Annotated in this window: 11 protein-coding genes; 9 read left to right on the top strand and 2 right to left on the bottom strand. The window is 59.8% G+C overall.

Going from position 1 to position 13,817, the window contains the following annotated elements; genetic code table 11:
- Positions 1 to 184: 184 nt before the first annotated feature.
- Both EPN29_02790 and EPN29_02785 read right to left on the bottom strand, forming a co-directional pair.
- A complete protein-coding gene (locus tag EPN29_02790; protein ID TAN34308.1) occupies positions 185 to 1,285 on the bottom strand; it encodes a hypothetical protein in 1,101 nt (366 codons plus the stop codon).
- Positions 1,282 to 1,947 carry a PHP domain-containing protein gene (locus EPN29_02785; protein TAN34307.1) on the bottom strand — a complete coding sequence of 222 codons (666 nt, stop codon included), beginning with the start codon at positions 1,945 to 1,947 and terminating at the stop codon, positions 1,282 to 1,284. The genes EPN29_02790 and EPN29_02785 overlap by 4 nt, the downstream gene beginning before the upstream one ends.
- Positions 1,948 to 2,005: 58 nt before the next feature.
- On the opposite strand from EPN29_02785, the gene EPN29_02780 reads away from it, so the two are divergent.
- The 9 genes from EPN29_02780 to EPN29_02740 form a co-directional block, all read left to right on the top strand.
- Positions 2,006 to 3,439 carry a polysaccharide biosynthesis tyrosine autokinase gene (locus EPN29_02780; GenBank protein ID TAN34306.1) on the top strand — a complete coding sequence of 478 codons (1,434 nt, stop codon included), beginning with the start codon at positions 2,006 to 2,008 and terminating at the stop codon, positions 3,437 to 3,439.
- A gap of 517 nt (positions 3,440 to 3,956) precedes the next feature.
- Positions 3,957 to 5,429 carry a sugar transferase gene (locus EPN29_02775; protein TAN34305.1) on the top strand — a complete coding sequence of 491 codons (1,473 nt, stop codon included), beginning with the start codon at positions 3,957 to 3,959 and terminating at the stop codon, positions 5,427 to 5,429.
- Between the two features lie 116 nt (positions 5,430 to 5,545).
- Positions 5,546 to 6,727 carry a glycosyltransferase gene (locus tag EPN29_02770; protein TAN34304.1) on the top strand — a complete coding sequence of 394 codons (1,182 nt, stop codon included), beginning with the start codon at positions 5,546 to 5,548 and terminating at the stop codon, positions 6,725 to 6,727.
- A 175-nt stretch (positions 6,728 to 6,902) separates the two neighbouring features.
- The gene (locus tag EPN29_02765; GenBank protein TAN34303.1) at positions 6,903 to 8,393 is read left to right on the top strand and encodes an O-antigen ligase domain-containing protein; all 1,491 of its coding nucleotides are present in this window, start codon (positions 6,903 to 6,905) and stop codon (positions 8,391 to 8,393) included.
- A gap of 19 nt (positions 8,394 to 8,412) precedes the next feature.
- A complete protein-coding gene (locus EPN29_02760; GenBank protein ID TAN34302.1) occupies positions 8,413 to 9,510 on the top strand; it encodes a glycosyltransferase in 1,098 nt (365 codons plus the stop codon).
- A 25-nt stretch (positions 9,511 to 9,535) separates the two neighbouring features.
- The gene (locus EPN29_02755) at positions 9,536 to 10,585 is read left to right on the top strand and encodes a glycosyltransferase family 1 protein (GenBank protein TAN34301.1); all 1,050 of its coding nucleotides are present in this window, start codon (positions 9,536 to 9,538) and stop codon (positions 10,583 to 10,585) included.
- Positions 10,563 to 11,795 (top strand): glycosyltransferase, encoded by a 1,233-nt coding sequence (locus EPN29_02750; protein ID TAN34300.1) that lies wholly within the window; start codon positions 10,563 to 10,565, stop codon positions 11,793 to 11,795. The genes EPN29_02755 and EPN29_02750 overlap by 23 nt, the downstream gene beginning before the upstream one ends.
- A gap of 17 nt (positions 11,796 to 11,812) precedes the next feature.
- Positions 11,813 to 13,465, top strand: a complete 1,653-nt coding sequence (locus EPN29_02745; protein TAN34299.1) for a hypothetical protein — start codon at positions 11,813 to 11,815, stop codon at positions 13,463 to 13,465.
- 30 nt (positions 13,466 to 13,495) lie between these two features.
- On the top strand, positions 13,496 to 13,817 hold a 322-nt coding region (locus EPN29_02740), incomplete at its 3' end, for a hypothetical protein (protein TAN34298.1).

The raw sequence follows: 13,817 nt of genomic DNA, 5'->3' as shown, positions 1-13,817 counted from the left end.
CAGCACCTCCGCCTGAAAGAGCACCCGCTTACGGAATCTCGTCCTGGGCACCAAGTCATGGGGAAATAGGCCCAATACGCATTAACCAATCTCCCGGACACGTGGGATTGGGCCCGATGTAAGCATGATCCGCTCCGGGTGTCAAGTCGCCGCTAGCCGCAAAGGCCACGCGCTTAATCAAGACTTAACCCGCGCTGGAGCGCAGCGCCCTCGCCAGCAGCGTCCAATCGCGGCCACCATCGGTCGACGAATACACGTCCCCCCCGTAGCAATACGCGAAGAAGGTGGTCGAATCGGGCTGGCCGGCCAGAGCTTCGACGCTCTGGTCGTACGGGAGTCCGGCGGCGGGATGCCAGGTGGCGCCGTCGTCCACGCTGAAGCTGATCGATCCGGGTGATCCGAGCTTGCCGGTGCCGTCGCCGGCGAGGATCGCGCCGTTCCCGCCGGCCGCGATCGGGCCGCCGGGTGCACCGCTCACCGCCACCCACTGCGTGCCTTCGAGCACATACAACGCGCCGTCACCGTCACGTGCGACCAGGCTGGCCGGTCCACCGCCGATCGCGGCCAGAGCCGTGACGCCGACCCCATTCGGCAGGGACGGCCGCTCGGTGACCTGCTGCCCGTTGTCGATCAAATCGAACACCCGGTCGCCCGAGGCCAGGAAGAATTCCCCGAACACCGGCCCCGCGGCCAGCACCGGGTTGGATAGCAGCGGCAAGCCCGGGATGTCGCGCCAGGTCGCGGAGGCGTCGCGCGTCCTGAGCAGCTTTCCCCGGTGGAGGAAGTACCAGACGCGGCCGTCGAATGGGCTCACCTCGAGCACCTGGAAGGGGCCGCCGGCAGGCGGAGGCGCCACCACAGCCTTCCAGGTGGCGCCGTCGTCGACGGTGAACTGGATTGCGGATCCGCCGGTGATCCCGTGCTGCGGATTGCCGGGATCGAGCGCGATGCCCGAGGCCCCGGCCGGCGGCACCAGAGTGCTCCACGTCTTCCCGCCGTCCGCCGAGGCCGCCGCCCGGCCGGGGGTCACGCCCGCCAGAGACTGCGTTCCAGCTGCGATCAGCATCGGGGCCTTGCCGAGAACCCCAGGCGCGGTGACCGACGGCGCCGGCGACGCACTTACCGGCGTCGGGGTGGGTGACGGCAGGACCGGCGTACCAGTGGCGCGCAGACCCCGAACCAGCGAGCTGGGGCTCGAGGCGACGGCCACGCCGATGCCGATGACGAGCGCAACGAGCGGAATCGCGACCAGCTCCAGCCACCGCGTCGACAAAGGCGAGTTCATCGCCGCCGAATCTTAGGCCCTAGTTTTGCCTGGGCGGTAAGCAACAGCTTGCTGCGACCGACGACGATCTTGGCGTCGCGCAGCTTGGCCAGGAAGTCGGAAGCTCCCTCGAAGTCCTGCATCTCGACATACACCGAACCGAGGTCGGCGGTGGAATGGGCATCCGACCCGGCTCCCGGCGCCGCGCCCAGGATGCCGCACAGCTCCTCGGCGCGGCGGTTGGCCTTCCCATCAGAACGCCCGTTGAACACTTCGACGATGTCGATGAGGTCCGCGAGATCCTCGATCGCTTCCTCGCTGAGGTGGCGCCGGGTGGGGTCGTATGGGTGCTCCAGGTAGACAAGGCCCCCCTGGTGCTTGATCCGCGCCGCCGTCTCTTTCGGAGAGAGGCCCGCCGGAATCCGCTCCCGTAAGAAAAGGCCGATCAGCTCACCGCCGCTGGTCAGCACCTCCTCCCCGACAACGACCCGTTCGCAGGCTCGCAAGCGAAGGGCGCCCTCGATGGAGTCGTGGTCGGTGAGGAAAACGGGGGCAAGGCCGAGCCGCCGGCATGCCGCCGCCACCTGCTCCGGTTCGACCCCGCAGTCGAAAGAAGCCGAGCTGTGAACGTGAAGGTCGACCCTGATCAATTCCCGCCGCGCACCAAAAAGCACGGCCCTGATATACCATCGCGCGAGCTACGATCACCGTTCACTTGGGTTCGCGTTTAGGGACCGACTTATGGAACTGACCAGATATCTCCGCGTCATCCGCCAGCGGCTGTGGATGATCGTCGTCTGCCCGCTCGTCGCTGCGGCCGCGGCAGGGATTGTGAGTTATATGCTCCCGCCCGTCTACGAGGCCCACGTCTCGTTGTACGTCAGACCGGCCCAGCCGATCACCTCCACAGATCCCACGACCGCCGCTCTCACGAGCGACCAGGTCCTGCGCACCTACGCGGACTGGATGACCCAGCGCCCGATCCTGGACTCGGTCGACTCGGAGCTTGGGCTTGGGTTGCGGTACGAAGACCTGCTGAAGAAGATCAAGGTCACCCCCCAGCCCAACACCCTGCTGCTGGACGTCGCCGTCAAGGACACCAATCCCGCGGTCGCGCGGGACATCGCCAACCAACTGGTCTCGGACTTCACCGACACCGTCAAGCGCACCCAGGCGCAGGCGGCCCAGGTCTCGACGGCGGACAACCTGGTCGTCACCTCGCCGGCCGTCCTGCCGGATCGGCCGGTTTCACCGAACAAGACGCTCAACATCGCAGTCGCGTTCGCCGCGGGTCTGTTGCTCGCGATCGGGTTGGCTTTCCTCCTCGACTACCTCGACCAATCGGTCAAGAGCGACGAAGACCTCACCGAGCGCTCGGGGCTCGTTGCCATCGGCCACATCGCCTACCAGGCCGCGGGCACCGGCAAACGGGGTGAGCTCGTGACGCTGGTGGATCAGTCGCCCGCGGCCGAAGCGTACAAGGCGCTGCGAACCAGCCTCCTCTACTCGACGATCGATCAAGAGCTCAAGGAAATCGTCATCACGTCGGCCGGCGCAGGTGAGGGCAAATCGCGGACGGCCGCCAACCTCGCCGTGGCCCTGGCGCATTCGGGATACAAGACGCTCCTCATCGATGCCGACTTCCGGCGGCCTTCGCAGCACCGGATCTTCGGCCGGATTCGCAACGTCGGGTTGACGAATCTCATCGTGCAAGACGTCGGCGAAGAGGAAGCTGTGACCCCGGTGGACTCGGTCGCCAACCTCTGGCTGCTGACGTCGGGCCCCACTCCCCCCAACCCGTCCGAAATGCTCGGCTCCGCTCGCATGAGGGAGCTGATGGACCGCCTGCGGTCCTTTTTCAACTACGTGATCGTCGACACGCCTCCGGTCAACGCGGTCACCGATGCTTTGATTCTTGCGGCTTTCGCAAACGGAACCATCGTCGTCGTCGAACAGGGCCGCACCACATTCCCGGCCCTGCGGCACGCCAAGCAGATGCTCGATCGCGTGGGAGCACGCACGGCCGGCGCCGTGATGAACAAGGTGCGTGCGTCCGCCGGCTCGTATGCGTACACCTATGGCTACTACACCACCCCCGCGAACGGGCGGGCCGCATCGAATGGCTCAATGGCCTCCGAGCCAGAGCCTGCCTCGACCCAAGTCAAAACCTCGTAACGTCCCGCCCAGGGTTGTCGCGAGGTCCCAAGCACCAGCTTGGAGCCAACTTGGCTCTTGGGCTCGGCGACTTGGCGGCTCGGACGCTAGGTGGAGCTTGACTCATCTGAATCGGAGGCGACCCGAGCGTGCACCGTGGGACCGAGGATCCTCATGTCCAAGGCAAGCTGCCTTTCGGGCAGTGAGTTGTGACTTGTTCAGTGAGGCCCATAATTACTTGGCTTACTAGGTCGAGCATCCTTGGATCAGATCGGTTAGCTTATGGCCGAGGCAAGTGGGTGCTACACGCCGTCGTCGACCATCTGGGGGGCCCTGAGCAATCGGCTATTTTAGCACGCGTGGCTCGCCACACAAGCACTCCTGACGGCAAGGTTCCAACGTGGGCCTTAAGGCGTTCGTTTATGAAGGGTAAGTCGTACCAGGAGACTTTCGATGGAAATCTTCGCCGACACCGCTGACCTCAAGGCAATCCGGGCCTGGTCGGACTTTGGTGCAATCGAGAGCGAAACTGCTCCCCGTGACTGACTCAATTGCCGAAATCGCTGGTGATCGGCCAACAATTCAGGGTGGCGACCAGGCGACAAAAGCAAAACAGCGGCAATATGCGCGACCGATCCCAGCCGTGCCGGTGCGAGTTGCGACTGACTACTTCATGGCGACCTGCGCGCTTGCTCTCGCATATTGGATTCGGTTTGACGCCATACCGGTGCCAGCGCCCCCGGGCTTACCCGCTCTCATGCCCTACGTTGAGGCAGCGCCAGCGCTTTCCGCGTGCCTCGTGCTCGTCTTCGCTCTTATGGGCAACTACTCGAACCATCGAAGCAGCTTTTTTGCCGATGAAATCTTCGGCATTATCGGCGCTCTTGCGGCGTCAGCCTTGGCTGTCTTTGCAGCTCTGATCATCTATCCGCCCGACCGCCTTGTGTATTCGCGCCTAACTTTTGGTTACTGGATACTGATAGCCGGCATCCTAATCGGACTCAGCCGATACGCAATCCGCCGAATCGAACGAAGACAACGTGCCCGCGGCGTAGGCACAGCACGATGCTTGGTGATCGGGCGTGGCCACGCGGCCGATCAGCTTGTCCAAAGAATCAAGATGTTTCCTGACTTTGGTTACCAGTTGATCGCAATGGTTGCGGATCAACTCGACGCATCCCTGAGTCAAAGCGACGCCTCTGCCGAGATTACCAAGATCATCGAAAGGGATCACATCGACGTTGTGTTTGTCGCACTGCCGCATGTTCGCCAAGAACGCGTCTTAGAACTGATCGCTTCAAATCGGCGTCGCGAGGTGGAGTTTCGCGTAGTTCCAACAACTTTGGAGATGCTGGCCTCCCAAGTTGAACCGGACGAATTAGCTGGCATCCCGCTTCTGCGGATTCGTCGGAGCTTCGCAACTGCCTCACTGCAAATGAGGGCTAAGCGCCTTTTTGATATGATCTTGGCACTCCTGGGACTCGTCCTGGTTGTTCCTTTAATGGCTCTCATTGGATTGCTCATCCGTATCACCTCACCTGGTCCGATTCTCATCAGGCAAGAGCGGGTGGGGCTAAATGATCGAACGTTTCAGATGTTGAAATTCAGGAGCATGAGAGTCGATGCGGAACGAATGACTGGTCCCGTTTGGGCATCCAGCGGAGACACCAGACGAACGACGATCGGGATACTGCTACGGCGGTTCAGTCTCGATGAACTGCCTCAATTGTGGAACGTCCTAAAGGGGGACATGAGTCTAGTTGGACCACGACCTGAGCGGCCAGTATTCGCCACTGACTTCGGGAACCGCATGCCGGCTTACGCAGAACGGCATCGGGTTCGACCGGGCGTAACTGGATGGGCTCAAGTTAACGACTTGAGGGGTATGACCTCGATTGAGGATCGACTGGTATATGACCTGTACTACGCTGAGAGGTGGAACCTGGCGTTTGATGTGAAAATCATTCTGACCACAGCATTTCGGATCTTCACAAGCAAGCACGCGTACTGAAGCTAGTGCTCACAGGGGGTGACTCAAGAAGGCGCGGGTTTCGTTCAATCATTCGGCAATGTCATTATCGCCGCTAGAGATACAGCAGGCGTCTTTAAGGCCAGCTGAAAGGTTAGATGCGAGTCCTCTACGTCGCACCGTACGTCCCTTCTCGACTTCGACCTAGGCCCTTCAATCTTCTTCGGGAGCTCATCCGTCGCGGCCACGAGGTAACGGCGGCCGTACTGAGCGTCAACCGTGGAGACGACGCAGCACTTGAGGATCTGATTAACCTAAGCCTGACACCTTTTGTCATCCACGCGAATCGCGCCAAGGCCGTCGCCCGTGCGGCCCTCAGCGTGGCAGGCTCCGAACCACTCGATGTGGCGTACTGCAACTGCCCAGACTTGCGCCGAATAGTGCGCTCACTTGTAGCAGAGGGGCGTTTCGACGTTCTCCATTTCGAGCACCTTCGAGTCGCGGGAGTTGGGCTACAGTTCCGCGACGTCCCTCGCCTCTTCGACTCTGTTGACTGTATGTCGGCTTTGTGGGAGAGCGCAGCAAGGCTCGAGGGCGGCCGCTCCGGCGCCGTGGCCAGGCTCCAGGTCGGTAGGGTCCGCCGCTACGAGAAAGCTCTTCTCCCGGAGTTCGACGCAGTCACCGTAAGTTCGCGAGCCGACGCAGTGGCATTGAGCACGCTGGCGCCAAGCGTCAGGCCAGACCTTGTCCCAAACGGGGTTGATGCTGATTACTTTGGTCAAACTCAATGGCAGCCGCAGGGCGATCGCGTTCTGTTCTGGGGCAGGCTTCAATATCACGCGAACGCGCATGCGGTGGTGGACTTCTGTCGAACCTTATGGCCCAGAATTCGGGCCGAACGACCCAACGCCACCCTGAGCATCATTGGCGCCTCACCTCCGCGCCACGTTTGGGCGCTTGGTGAGGCACCCGGCATCACAGTTACAGGATTTGTGAGGGACCTTCGACCCTATCTTGCTCAGGCTTCGGTAGCGATTTGTCCCGTTACCGTCGGAGCTGGCACGCAGTTCAAGGCGCTTGAGGCCTTGGCTGCTGGCGTGCCACTCGTTGCGACTCGTCGCGTGATAGAGTCGCTCGATTTGAAGAATGGGACTGAAGCGCTTTCGGCAGAGGATCCAAAAGCACTGTGCCAAGCTGTCTTGGCGCTTCTTAAGAATCCGGAGCTAGGTCGGCTCATGCACAAGCACGGCAAGGATCGCGTTCGGCGAGATTTCACCTGGGAGGCGGCGACCAATACGATTGAAAGCGCGTATGAGCGGATCGTCCAAAGGAAACAATGATCTCCGTTGGGCACATTGGACCTTTTGATGCAAATCCTCCGATCGGGCTTGTGCCTGATCGAAACGGCTAGCTAGGCTTCGGCTTCAATTCAGTGTCACTGCCACACCTGCCAGCTCTCAGGTTTGAGAACTGCACCGGCGGCTGCTTGCATCCCTACGGCGAGCGCTCAATCCTATGATCTCGCGACCTGCCAAACTGATCCCGGATGCTCCTGAAAAGCATCGAACCCCTCATCCATTCATTCCAGCGCTGGTGATCGGTGTTCTAGCCGCCGCCGTGGGGATTGCCACGTCAGTAACGCGACGGGGCGAGTACATAATTGTAGGAGAACTCGCGCTCATAGTGTTCGTCGCGGGACTCGGCGCGCCGATTCTCTTGGTCGGAGCTGCGCTGGCAGCGTTTCCTCTGGACTATCCGAGCTACTTAGTTGGTCTCGGATCACGCAGTGGTTTCGAATTAGTTTTAGCCTCGGCGATTCTAGCTGTTGGCCTAGCCGTCGGGACCCGGCACATCAGCTTAATGTCGTTGCGACCAACCGTCCCTGCAATCGTCGCCGTCCTCGTGTACAGCTGTTGGGTTGGGCTGCTGTTCCTGGAGAACCCGTCTATTAGCCTTGATGAGTCCGTTCTAAACAATCCGGGCAAGCTCTTCTATCGAGTTGTTGTGGCGACTGCCTTCTTCCTCGTGATAGTCGCGGTCGCCACCCGACGCGTTGATCTCCAAAAGGTCCTCGTGGCATTTGGAATCGGGACAGTGCCGCCGATGTTGCTAGGGGCGTATCTCGGGATCACACATACTGAAATCCCCGGTTTCAATGGAGGCCTGGTCAGCCAACCTGTATTCATCGGCATAGGAGTAAGTGAATGGCGTGTGGGTTCGACGTTTAACTCGCCATTCGCGTTTGGTATGGCGTCCGCAATGACCTTTGTGGGCGCCCTAGCTTACGTTTTCGGACACCCACTGAGACGGTGGGCCACGTTGCTCACTATCGCCCTCGCCCTCCTGGCTCTATGTGCGATATATGTCAGCCAGGAAAGAGCGGCGGCTCTCGGCGCGAGTCTCAGCGCTGTCTTCTTAGTTTGGCTGAGTCCATGGAGAGCTCGCTCAAAGTTGATGGCGATCGCAGCAGTCGGCCTTGTGGTGGTTTCATATCTGCTTGCGGGCGGTGCCTACCTCGGCCGCTTCAGCACTGTTGTCGACACGTCGGTCTATACTAGGTTGGATCTGTGGTCATTCGCGATAAGCGAATTCCTCACAGCGCCGATCTTCGGACATGGTCTGTCGTCCTTCGAACCGCTCTATTACAGCAGCTACAACAGCTTGCTTCAGATTGGAGAGGTCTCGGCCCACAGCACCTTGTTTGCGATCGCCGTGGAGCAAGGGTCCGTAGGAATCATCCTTTTCGGCCTTCAAGTATGGATTTGCATGAGTTTGGCAGTGGGTGTACTTCGCCGAAGCAAGAGTTGGGAATCGGTTGCCGTCACCGCAGCAATCCTTGCGTACGTGCCTACATTGCTTACGCAGGATATCTATATCCAGCGGGGCCTCATGTACTCCTTTTACGCACTACTAGCTGCGGCTGCGGCGCTCGCCTGCACACATGCCTCCGATTCAGCCGAAGCCATGACTGCAGACGGGCCACAGCGAAGTAGCAATCGGATTTAAGGCGTCAAGAGCAGTGCGCGTGGGAATCCTGTCAGCAAACGACACGCGCGGGCCGGGCGGCGAGGAAATGTTCGTCCGCACCCTGCGTGACGCCCTGATTACACGCGGAGTGTCGGTCCGGGTCATCGACCGGTCTCAGGCAGCCAATACGGCGTCGGCGAGTCGATGGGATTCCATCTCCCGACCCGTCGCTAGGTTTGCCCGATTTGAGGAGATCTGGCAGTCATACGCTGTGGGTCGGGAGGCATCCCAGACCCGATCCAGCGGTGAGTTGATGGTGGTTAATTCGCATGCTGGCTGGTGGGTTCCTGACCTGCCCGGCTTGACTGTGTATCACGGAACCCGGTCGGGTTTCGGCAGCGCAGTGCAGCCTAGATTGTCGCTCTCGTATGCCAAGTCCCGATATGGCATCGGCCCGTTTGAGGCGAGGAGTGCTGGACGACGACTCGTCGTGGCCGTCAGTCACAGTGCCGCTGACGAACTCCTAAGCCTATACGGCTTGGTTGCCGACGCGGTCCTGCTAAATGCGGTCGATATCGACCAGTATCACCCTCGTGATCGTGCAACTGTGAGGCGCCACCTCGGCCTGGAATCCAGCGGTTTTCTCGCGCTCTTTACAGGACGGCCCGGGCGGCATAAGGGCACCGACCTTCTTACCGAAATCAGTCGCGGCCTGCCAGCGGACATAACTATCGTCGCAGCAGTACCACGACGTTATGACGCACATCCCCGCACACGCCAGTTGGTGGGATTAGATCACGACCGAATCGCCGAGCTGTATGCGGCATGCGATGCCTTTGTGTTCCCGAGTCGCTGGGAAGCCTGTAGCTATAGCCTCGTTGAGGCGCTGGCCTCGGGATTGCCGCCCGTTGCGTCACGTGTAGGGCACATGCCTGAAGTCTGTGCCAGTGACGAAAGCCTCGACGCAATCGCTCCGGCAAATCTCGAGCCAGCGGCGTTCATCCGGTCTTTGATATCGCTTCGCGACCGGCCTGACCTCCGAAATTCGGCCAGCCGCGCAGCGCGCCGATTTGCGGAATCCAACCACGACGCCATGCGTTGGGCGCATGCCTACATCAGTCTTTTAGAGCGAGCCGAAAGTGCGAATCGCAATTGACGCTCGCTTTTTAGGCACCCCCACGATGGGCGGGTTCGTCACCTATACACAAGGCCTGGTTTCGGCTCTTCTCGATATCGGGCGCCACGAGTACCTGATCTATACGAGTCACCTCACGCAGCTTGCCAACGCATGGAAAGTGATGCCCCTTACGCCGCCCTTGCGCTTGCCGTTGGTGGGCCAAGTCATGCGCGAGCAATGGTCACTGGGCAGGCAGCTCCAGCGCGATTCCCCCGAACTGGTCCACTTCCTATGTAACACCGCTCCATTGCGCTGCTCCACGCCGTTTGTTATTACGCTACACGACCTATTGCAGTTGGATCCGCCGCCAGCACATTCATCGTTGGCACACGTGATGACTAACACCTACAGCGCGATAGCAATTTCCTCGGCAGTACGGCGGGCGCGCGCGATAATCGCTCCATCAGATTGGGTTGCCGAAGAGATCACGAGACGCCTTGGCGTTCCTGACTCTCGTGTTCATGTGACGCGATCGGGGTTGCGACAAGTGTTCCGACCAGATGGGAACTCCCGATCGGGCAAGTACGTGCTTGCCTTGGCATCGTCCGATCCGCGGAAGAACGTTGAAGGTGTATTACTCGCATTTCGCGCCCTGTCCGAGGATGTAAGATCTCAGCTTAAAGTCGTTGTCGTCGCCACCAATGAGCGAGCGTCTCAGCTCGTCGTGAATGCCAGCGTAAGATGCCGGGTAGTAGTAGAGATCGTACAGAGCCCCACTCATGAAGAGCTCGCGACTCTCTACCGAGGAGCTGCCGCGCTTGTGTTCCTGAGTACTGGTGAGGGCTTCGGCCTTCCGGTGCTGGAGGCAATGGCTTGTGGAGCACCTGTAGTCATGTCCAAAATCCGGGTTCTCCAAGAGACAAGCGGAGGTGCAGCGCTTGCCGTGGATCCATTCGATCCAGGCGCCGCTGCATCCGCAATTCAATCAATCCTCACTTCGACCGACGTCCGTAGCGACCTTGTTCAACGGGGTCTGAAGAGGAGCGGACAATTCAGTTGGTCCGCGTGCGCGCGAGCTACCGAACGAGTCTATGAAGACGCCATTGCCTGGTAGCCGTCGGCCCCGCCTCGTTTTCGTGGCCCAAGTTCCGCCGACATCTGATGGCAGCGGCCCGAAGCGTCGGAATCGGCAGATCATTCAAGCCCTTCTTGACACATACGATATCCGGCTCTTAGCGTTCGTGAGATCTCGGGACGAACACGACAGTTTAATGGCCCTCACTACTGACCAGTTGGTTGTCACCCCAGTCTGGTTGTGGCGTTCCCGCTGGCTCGACGTTTGGCATCTGACTCGGTCATTGCTCCTTCGGCTTCCCTTTCTCGTAGCTCGCGATTGGACGGAAGCAATGGAACGCGCGGTTCGCGAAGCAGCCGAAGAGGCGGAAACGGTCGCTGTTCACATCGACCAGTTGAGCATGGCGTGCTACCTTCCGATTGCGAAGGCCGCTCGCCGCATAGTGGTCGTAGATGAGCACAACGTCGTCTGGACGTTGGTTGCCGAGGTAGGAACGTCATACCGATGGTGGTCACCAAAGCGGCTTGTTGCACTCCGAGACGCCAGACGCCTGCGTCGTTTCGAGGCTGAGATCTGTGCCAAGGCGGACCTGGTTCTAGCCGTCAACACGGCCGATGCGGCCCAGTTTACTGAAATGGGGGCCAAGAGCGTACGGGTCGTACCGATCGCGATGCCTGTAACTGGTGATGAAGTAGAACGCCCCGAGGTGGCGATGTCGACGGTTCTGATTATCGGCACGATGTATTATCCCCCTAATGCTATCGGAGCAATGTGGTTCCTTAACAAGGTGTTACCAATGCTCCGGGGCACTGACAGTCAACTTCGGGTCCTGATAGTCGGAGCTCGCCCGCCGGATTCTCTGTTGGCAGCAGCGAGAGTGAACTCTGATGTCCGCGTCCTGGGCTACGTGGAAGATCTGGAGTACGTGTTTCGAACCGCAACCATGCTCGCGGTGCCGCTTCTTGCCGGCGGCGGCACGCGCGTAAAGATACTCGAGGCTTTTGCACATCGGCTGCCGGTAATAGCGACCACGCCCGGCTATCGGGGCCTAGACGTTGTTCCTGGTCGTGAACTGCTCGTCGCCGACGATCCACGAGACTTTGCTGCCAGCGTCAAGGAGCTGACCACGAATGCCGCATTGCGGCGTTCACTTGCCGACGAAGGGTATCGATTCGTGCGAACTTCGCATGCTCTCGCTGAAACGGCTGCAGCGGTCAACTCCGCTTACTCGTTCGTACTCAAGGGTTGAACCGTTTAAATAGGCCCATGTATCAGGACCTCGCACACCCTGCCCTTGCTGAGAGCGAGGGTCGCCCACGGCCGACTTCGTTATCGCGCACATCAGCGCTGATCGCCGTACTCACTGCATTGACTCTGATAGCTGGCCTTGGGAGGGATCTGAGCTTGGTCAGTGCCTTTGGCATCGGAAGCTCGACGGACGCATTCTTGATCGCGATGATCGTGCCAACGGTGCTCGCATCGCTTGCGGCGACTGGAGTTCTAAACACTGTCATCGTTCCCGTTTACGCCAGACTTCTGGCAATTGATCGGGCTGCGGCAGACAGTTTTGCAAGCAAGGTCCTATTTCTCGGCGCCGGCCTACTGGTTGCCCTGGCCCTGCTCGCGTTTCCAGCGGCGGAATGGATCGTTAAAGCCCAGGCACCCGGATTAGGCCCACAGACCACAGCGCTCACGGTAACTCTGCTTCGCATCACGTTCCCAATGATTGCGTTCGTCGGATTCGCTGCCCTTACTGGCGGACTACTCAACGCGCACGGACGGTTCGGGCTCCCCGCCATAGGCCGGCTCCTGAGCAATATCGTGGCCTGGGCGGCAGTACTCATTTTGGGGCCGACTCACGACTTAGTCCTTATCACGTGGGCCATCCTTGCTGCCTCGACACTACAGCTGGCCGTTCAGATCCCTGCCGTTCGGCAATTGATTCGTTATCGGCTATCCCGCCCCGTTCTCACGAACGACATTTGGGCTGCGACGAAGTTAGCTGGGCCCGTGCTGGCCGGTCTCGTCCTGGGCGAGGCGGCTCAATGGGTGATTCGCGCGCTGGCCTCAACTCTAGGCCCCGGAGGAATAACCGCTCTGACCTACGCGCTACGGATCTTCGTCGTTCCAGTGACTATCTTCTGCGCTTCTCTGGCCCAACCGCTATTACCTCGGCTAAGTAGAGAGCTCGTCGCACACCAACCGGCGGGTCAGACGTTAACAATGGCCGCAAGGACCACTTTCTTTCTTACCCTGCCCGTGAGCATGATCATGATCGTCGCAAGCGTAGATATGAGCACGCTTCTCTTCTCATTTCGCGCCGTTTCGGCTGATGCCATACACCAAGTGGCTGGACCTTTGGCCGCACTCGGACCAAGCGTTCCAGCAGCAGGTCTTAATTGGATGCTGATCTCAGCGATCTATGCTGCCCAACAGACTCGCTGGGCCTTAGCGTCATGGCTTGTATACACTTTCGTTCTTGTTCTCACAGCTGTTGGGTTAGTCCGCTGGTTCGGCCTCGTTGGCCTAGCCCTAGCGACACTGAGCGGGTCGATCGCCCAGGGGATCGTGCTTCAGCTTGCAGCTAAGCGCCATATTCCGGGCTATGGATGGGAGAGCGTAGCCAGGGCTTTGTTCTCTCCGTTGGTAGGCAGCCTAGCGATGCTGGCCATGCTGCTGGCGGTCTATGTTTTAGTAGGACCGCTTACGCCGCAGACGAGGCTAGGCGCCCTAATTCGGCTGACAGCCGTCACGGGCACTAGCCTCTGCATTTACGTCCTGATCAGTCGCAAGCTTTGTCCCGCCGAGGTCCAGACCCTCGAGACCATCCTTGCAAAGTTCGTATTCCCGTTCGGCCCAAAACAGCATGTCCCGGCCGATCTCATTGAGGATCTTGCTTCTGCCCATGTGAGCAAATAGCAGACATGGGCCAATCGAGCGTCGAATCTAGTGAAGGCGGTCAAGTCTGGCAGAATGCCGCGAGTAAATATGGGCATTGATCAGAATGGCCTGACCTTTCTCTTGGCCGCAAAGGCGCTCGGCGTTTCCTTTGAGGCCACGGCAACCATAGGTCATCAACGACTGTTCTTCAATCCGCGCGAGCTTAGGCAACGGTTGCGCGTTGCGGGCGTCCAATTGTCGGTGCGTAAGGCTTACGAAGTAATGCAGAGCGCCAACGGCTACGCAGAACCGTGCTTGAGTCTTCTTGGCGCGTCCAACATATCCTCGCTCGACGTGTCTGCGTACGAGGGGGCGACGGTAATCCAAGATA

The organism is bacterium (assembly GCA_004299235.1).
In the GTDB taxonomy this organism is placed as follows: domain Bacteria; phylum Chloroflexota; class Dormibacteria; order Dormibacterales; family Dormibacteraceae; genus SCQL01.
The sequence above is the reverse complement of the archived record's forward strand: the minus strand, read 5'-3'. Positions and strand labels throughout refer to the sequence as shown.

Bases quoted from the DNA above. Each gene is read 5' to 3' on its own strand.
- EPN29_02790 (TAN34308.1), bottom strand. From the start codon at position 1,285: ATGAACTCGCCTTTGTCGACGCGGTGGCTGGAGCTGGTCGCGATTCCG.
- EPN29_02780 (TAN34306.1), top strand. From the start codon at position 2,006: ATGGAACTGACCAGATATCTCCGCGTCATCCGCCAGCGGCTGTGGATG.
- EPN29_02770 (TAN34304.1), top strand. From the start codon at position 5,546: ATGCGAGTCCTCTACGTCGCACCGTACGTCCCTTCTCGACTTCGACCT.
- EPN29_02765 (TAN34303.1), top strand. From the start codon at position 6,903: ATGATCTCGCGACCTGCCAAACTGATCCCGGATGCTCCTGAAAAGCAT.
- EPN29_02755 (TAN34301.1), top strand. From the start codon at position 9,536: ATGGGCGGGTTCGTCACCTATACACAAGGCCTGGTTTCGGCTCTTCTC.
- EPN29_02750 (TAN34300.1), top strand. From the start codon at position 10,563: ATGAAGACGCCATTGCCTGGTAGCCGTCGGCCCCGCCTCGTTTTCGTG.
- EPN29_02745 (TAN34299.1), top strand. From the start codon at position 11,813: ATGTATCAGGACCTCGCACACCCTGCCCTTGCTGAGAGCGAGGGTCGC.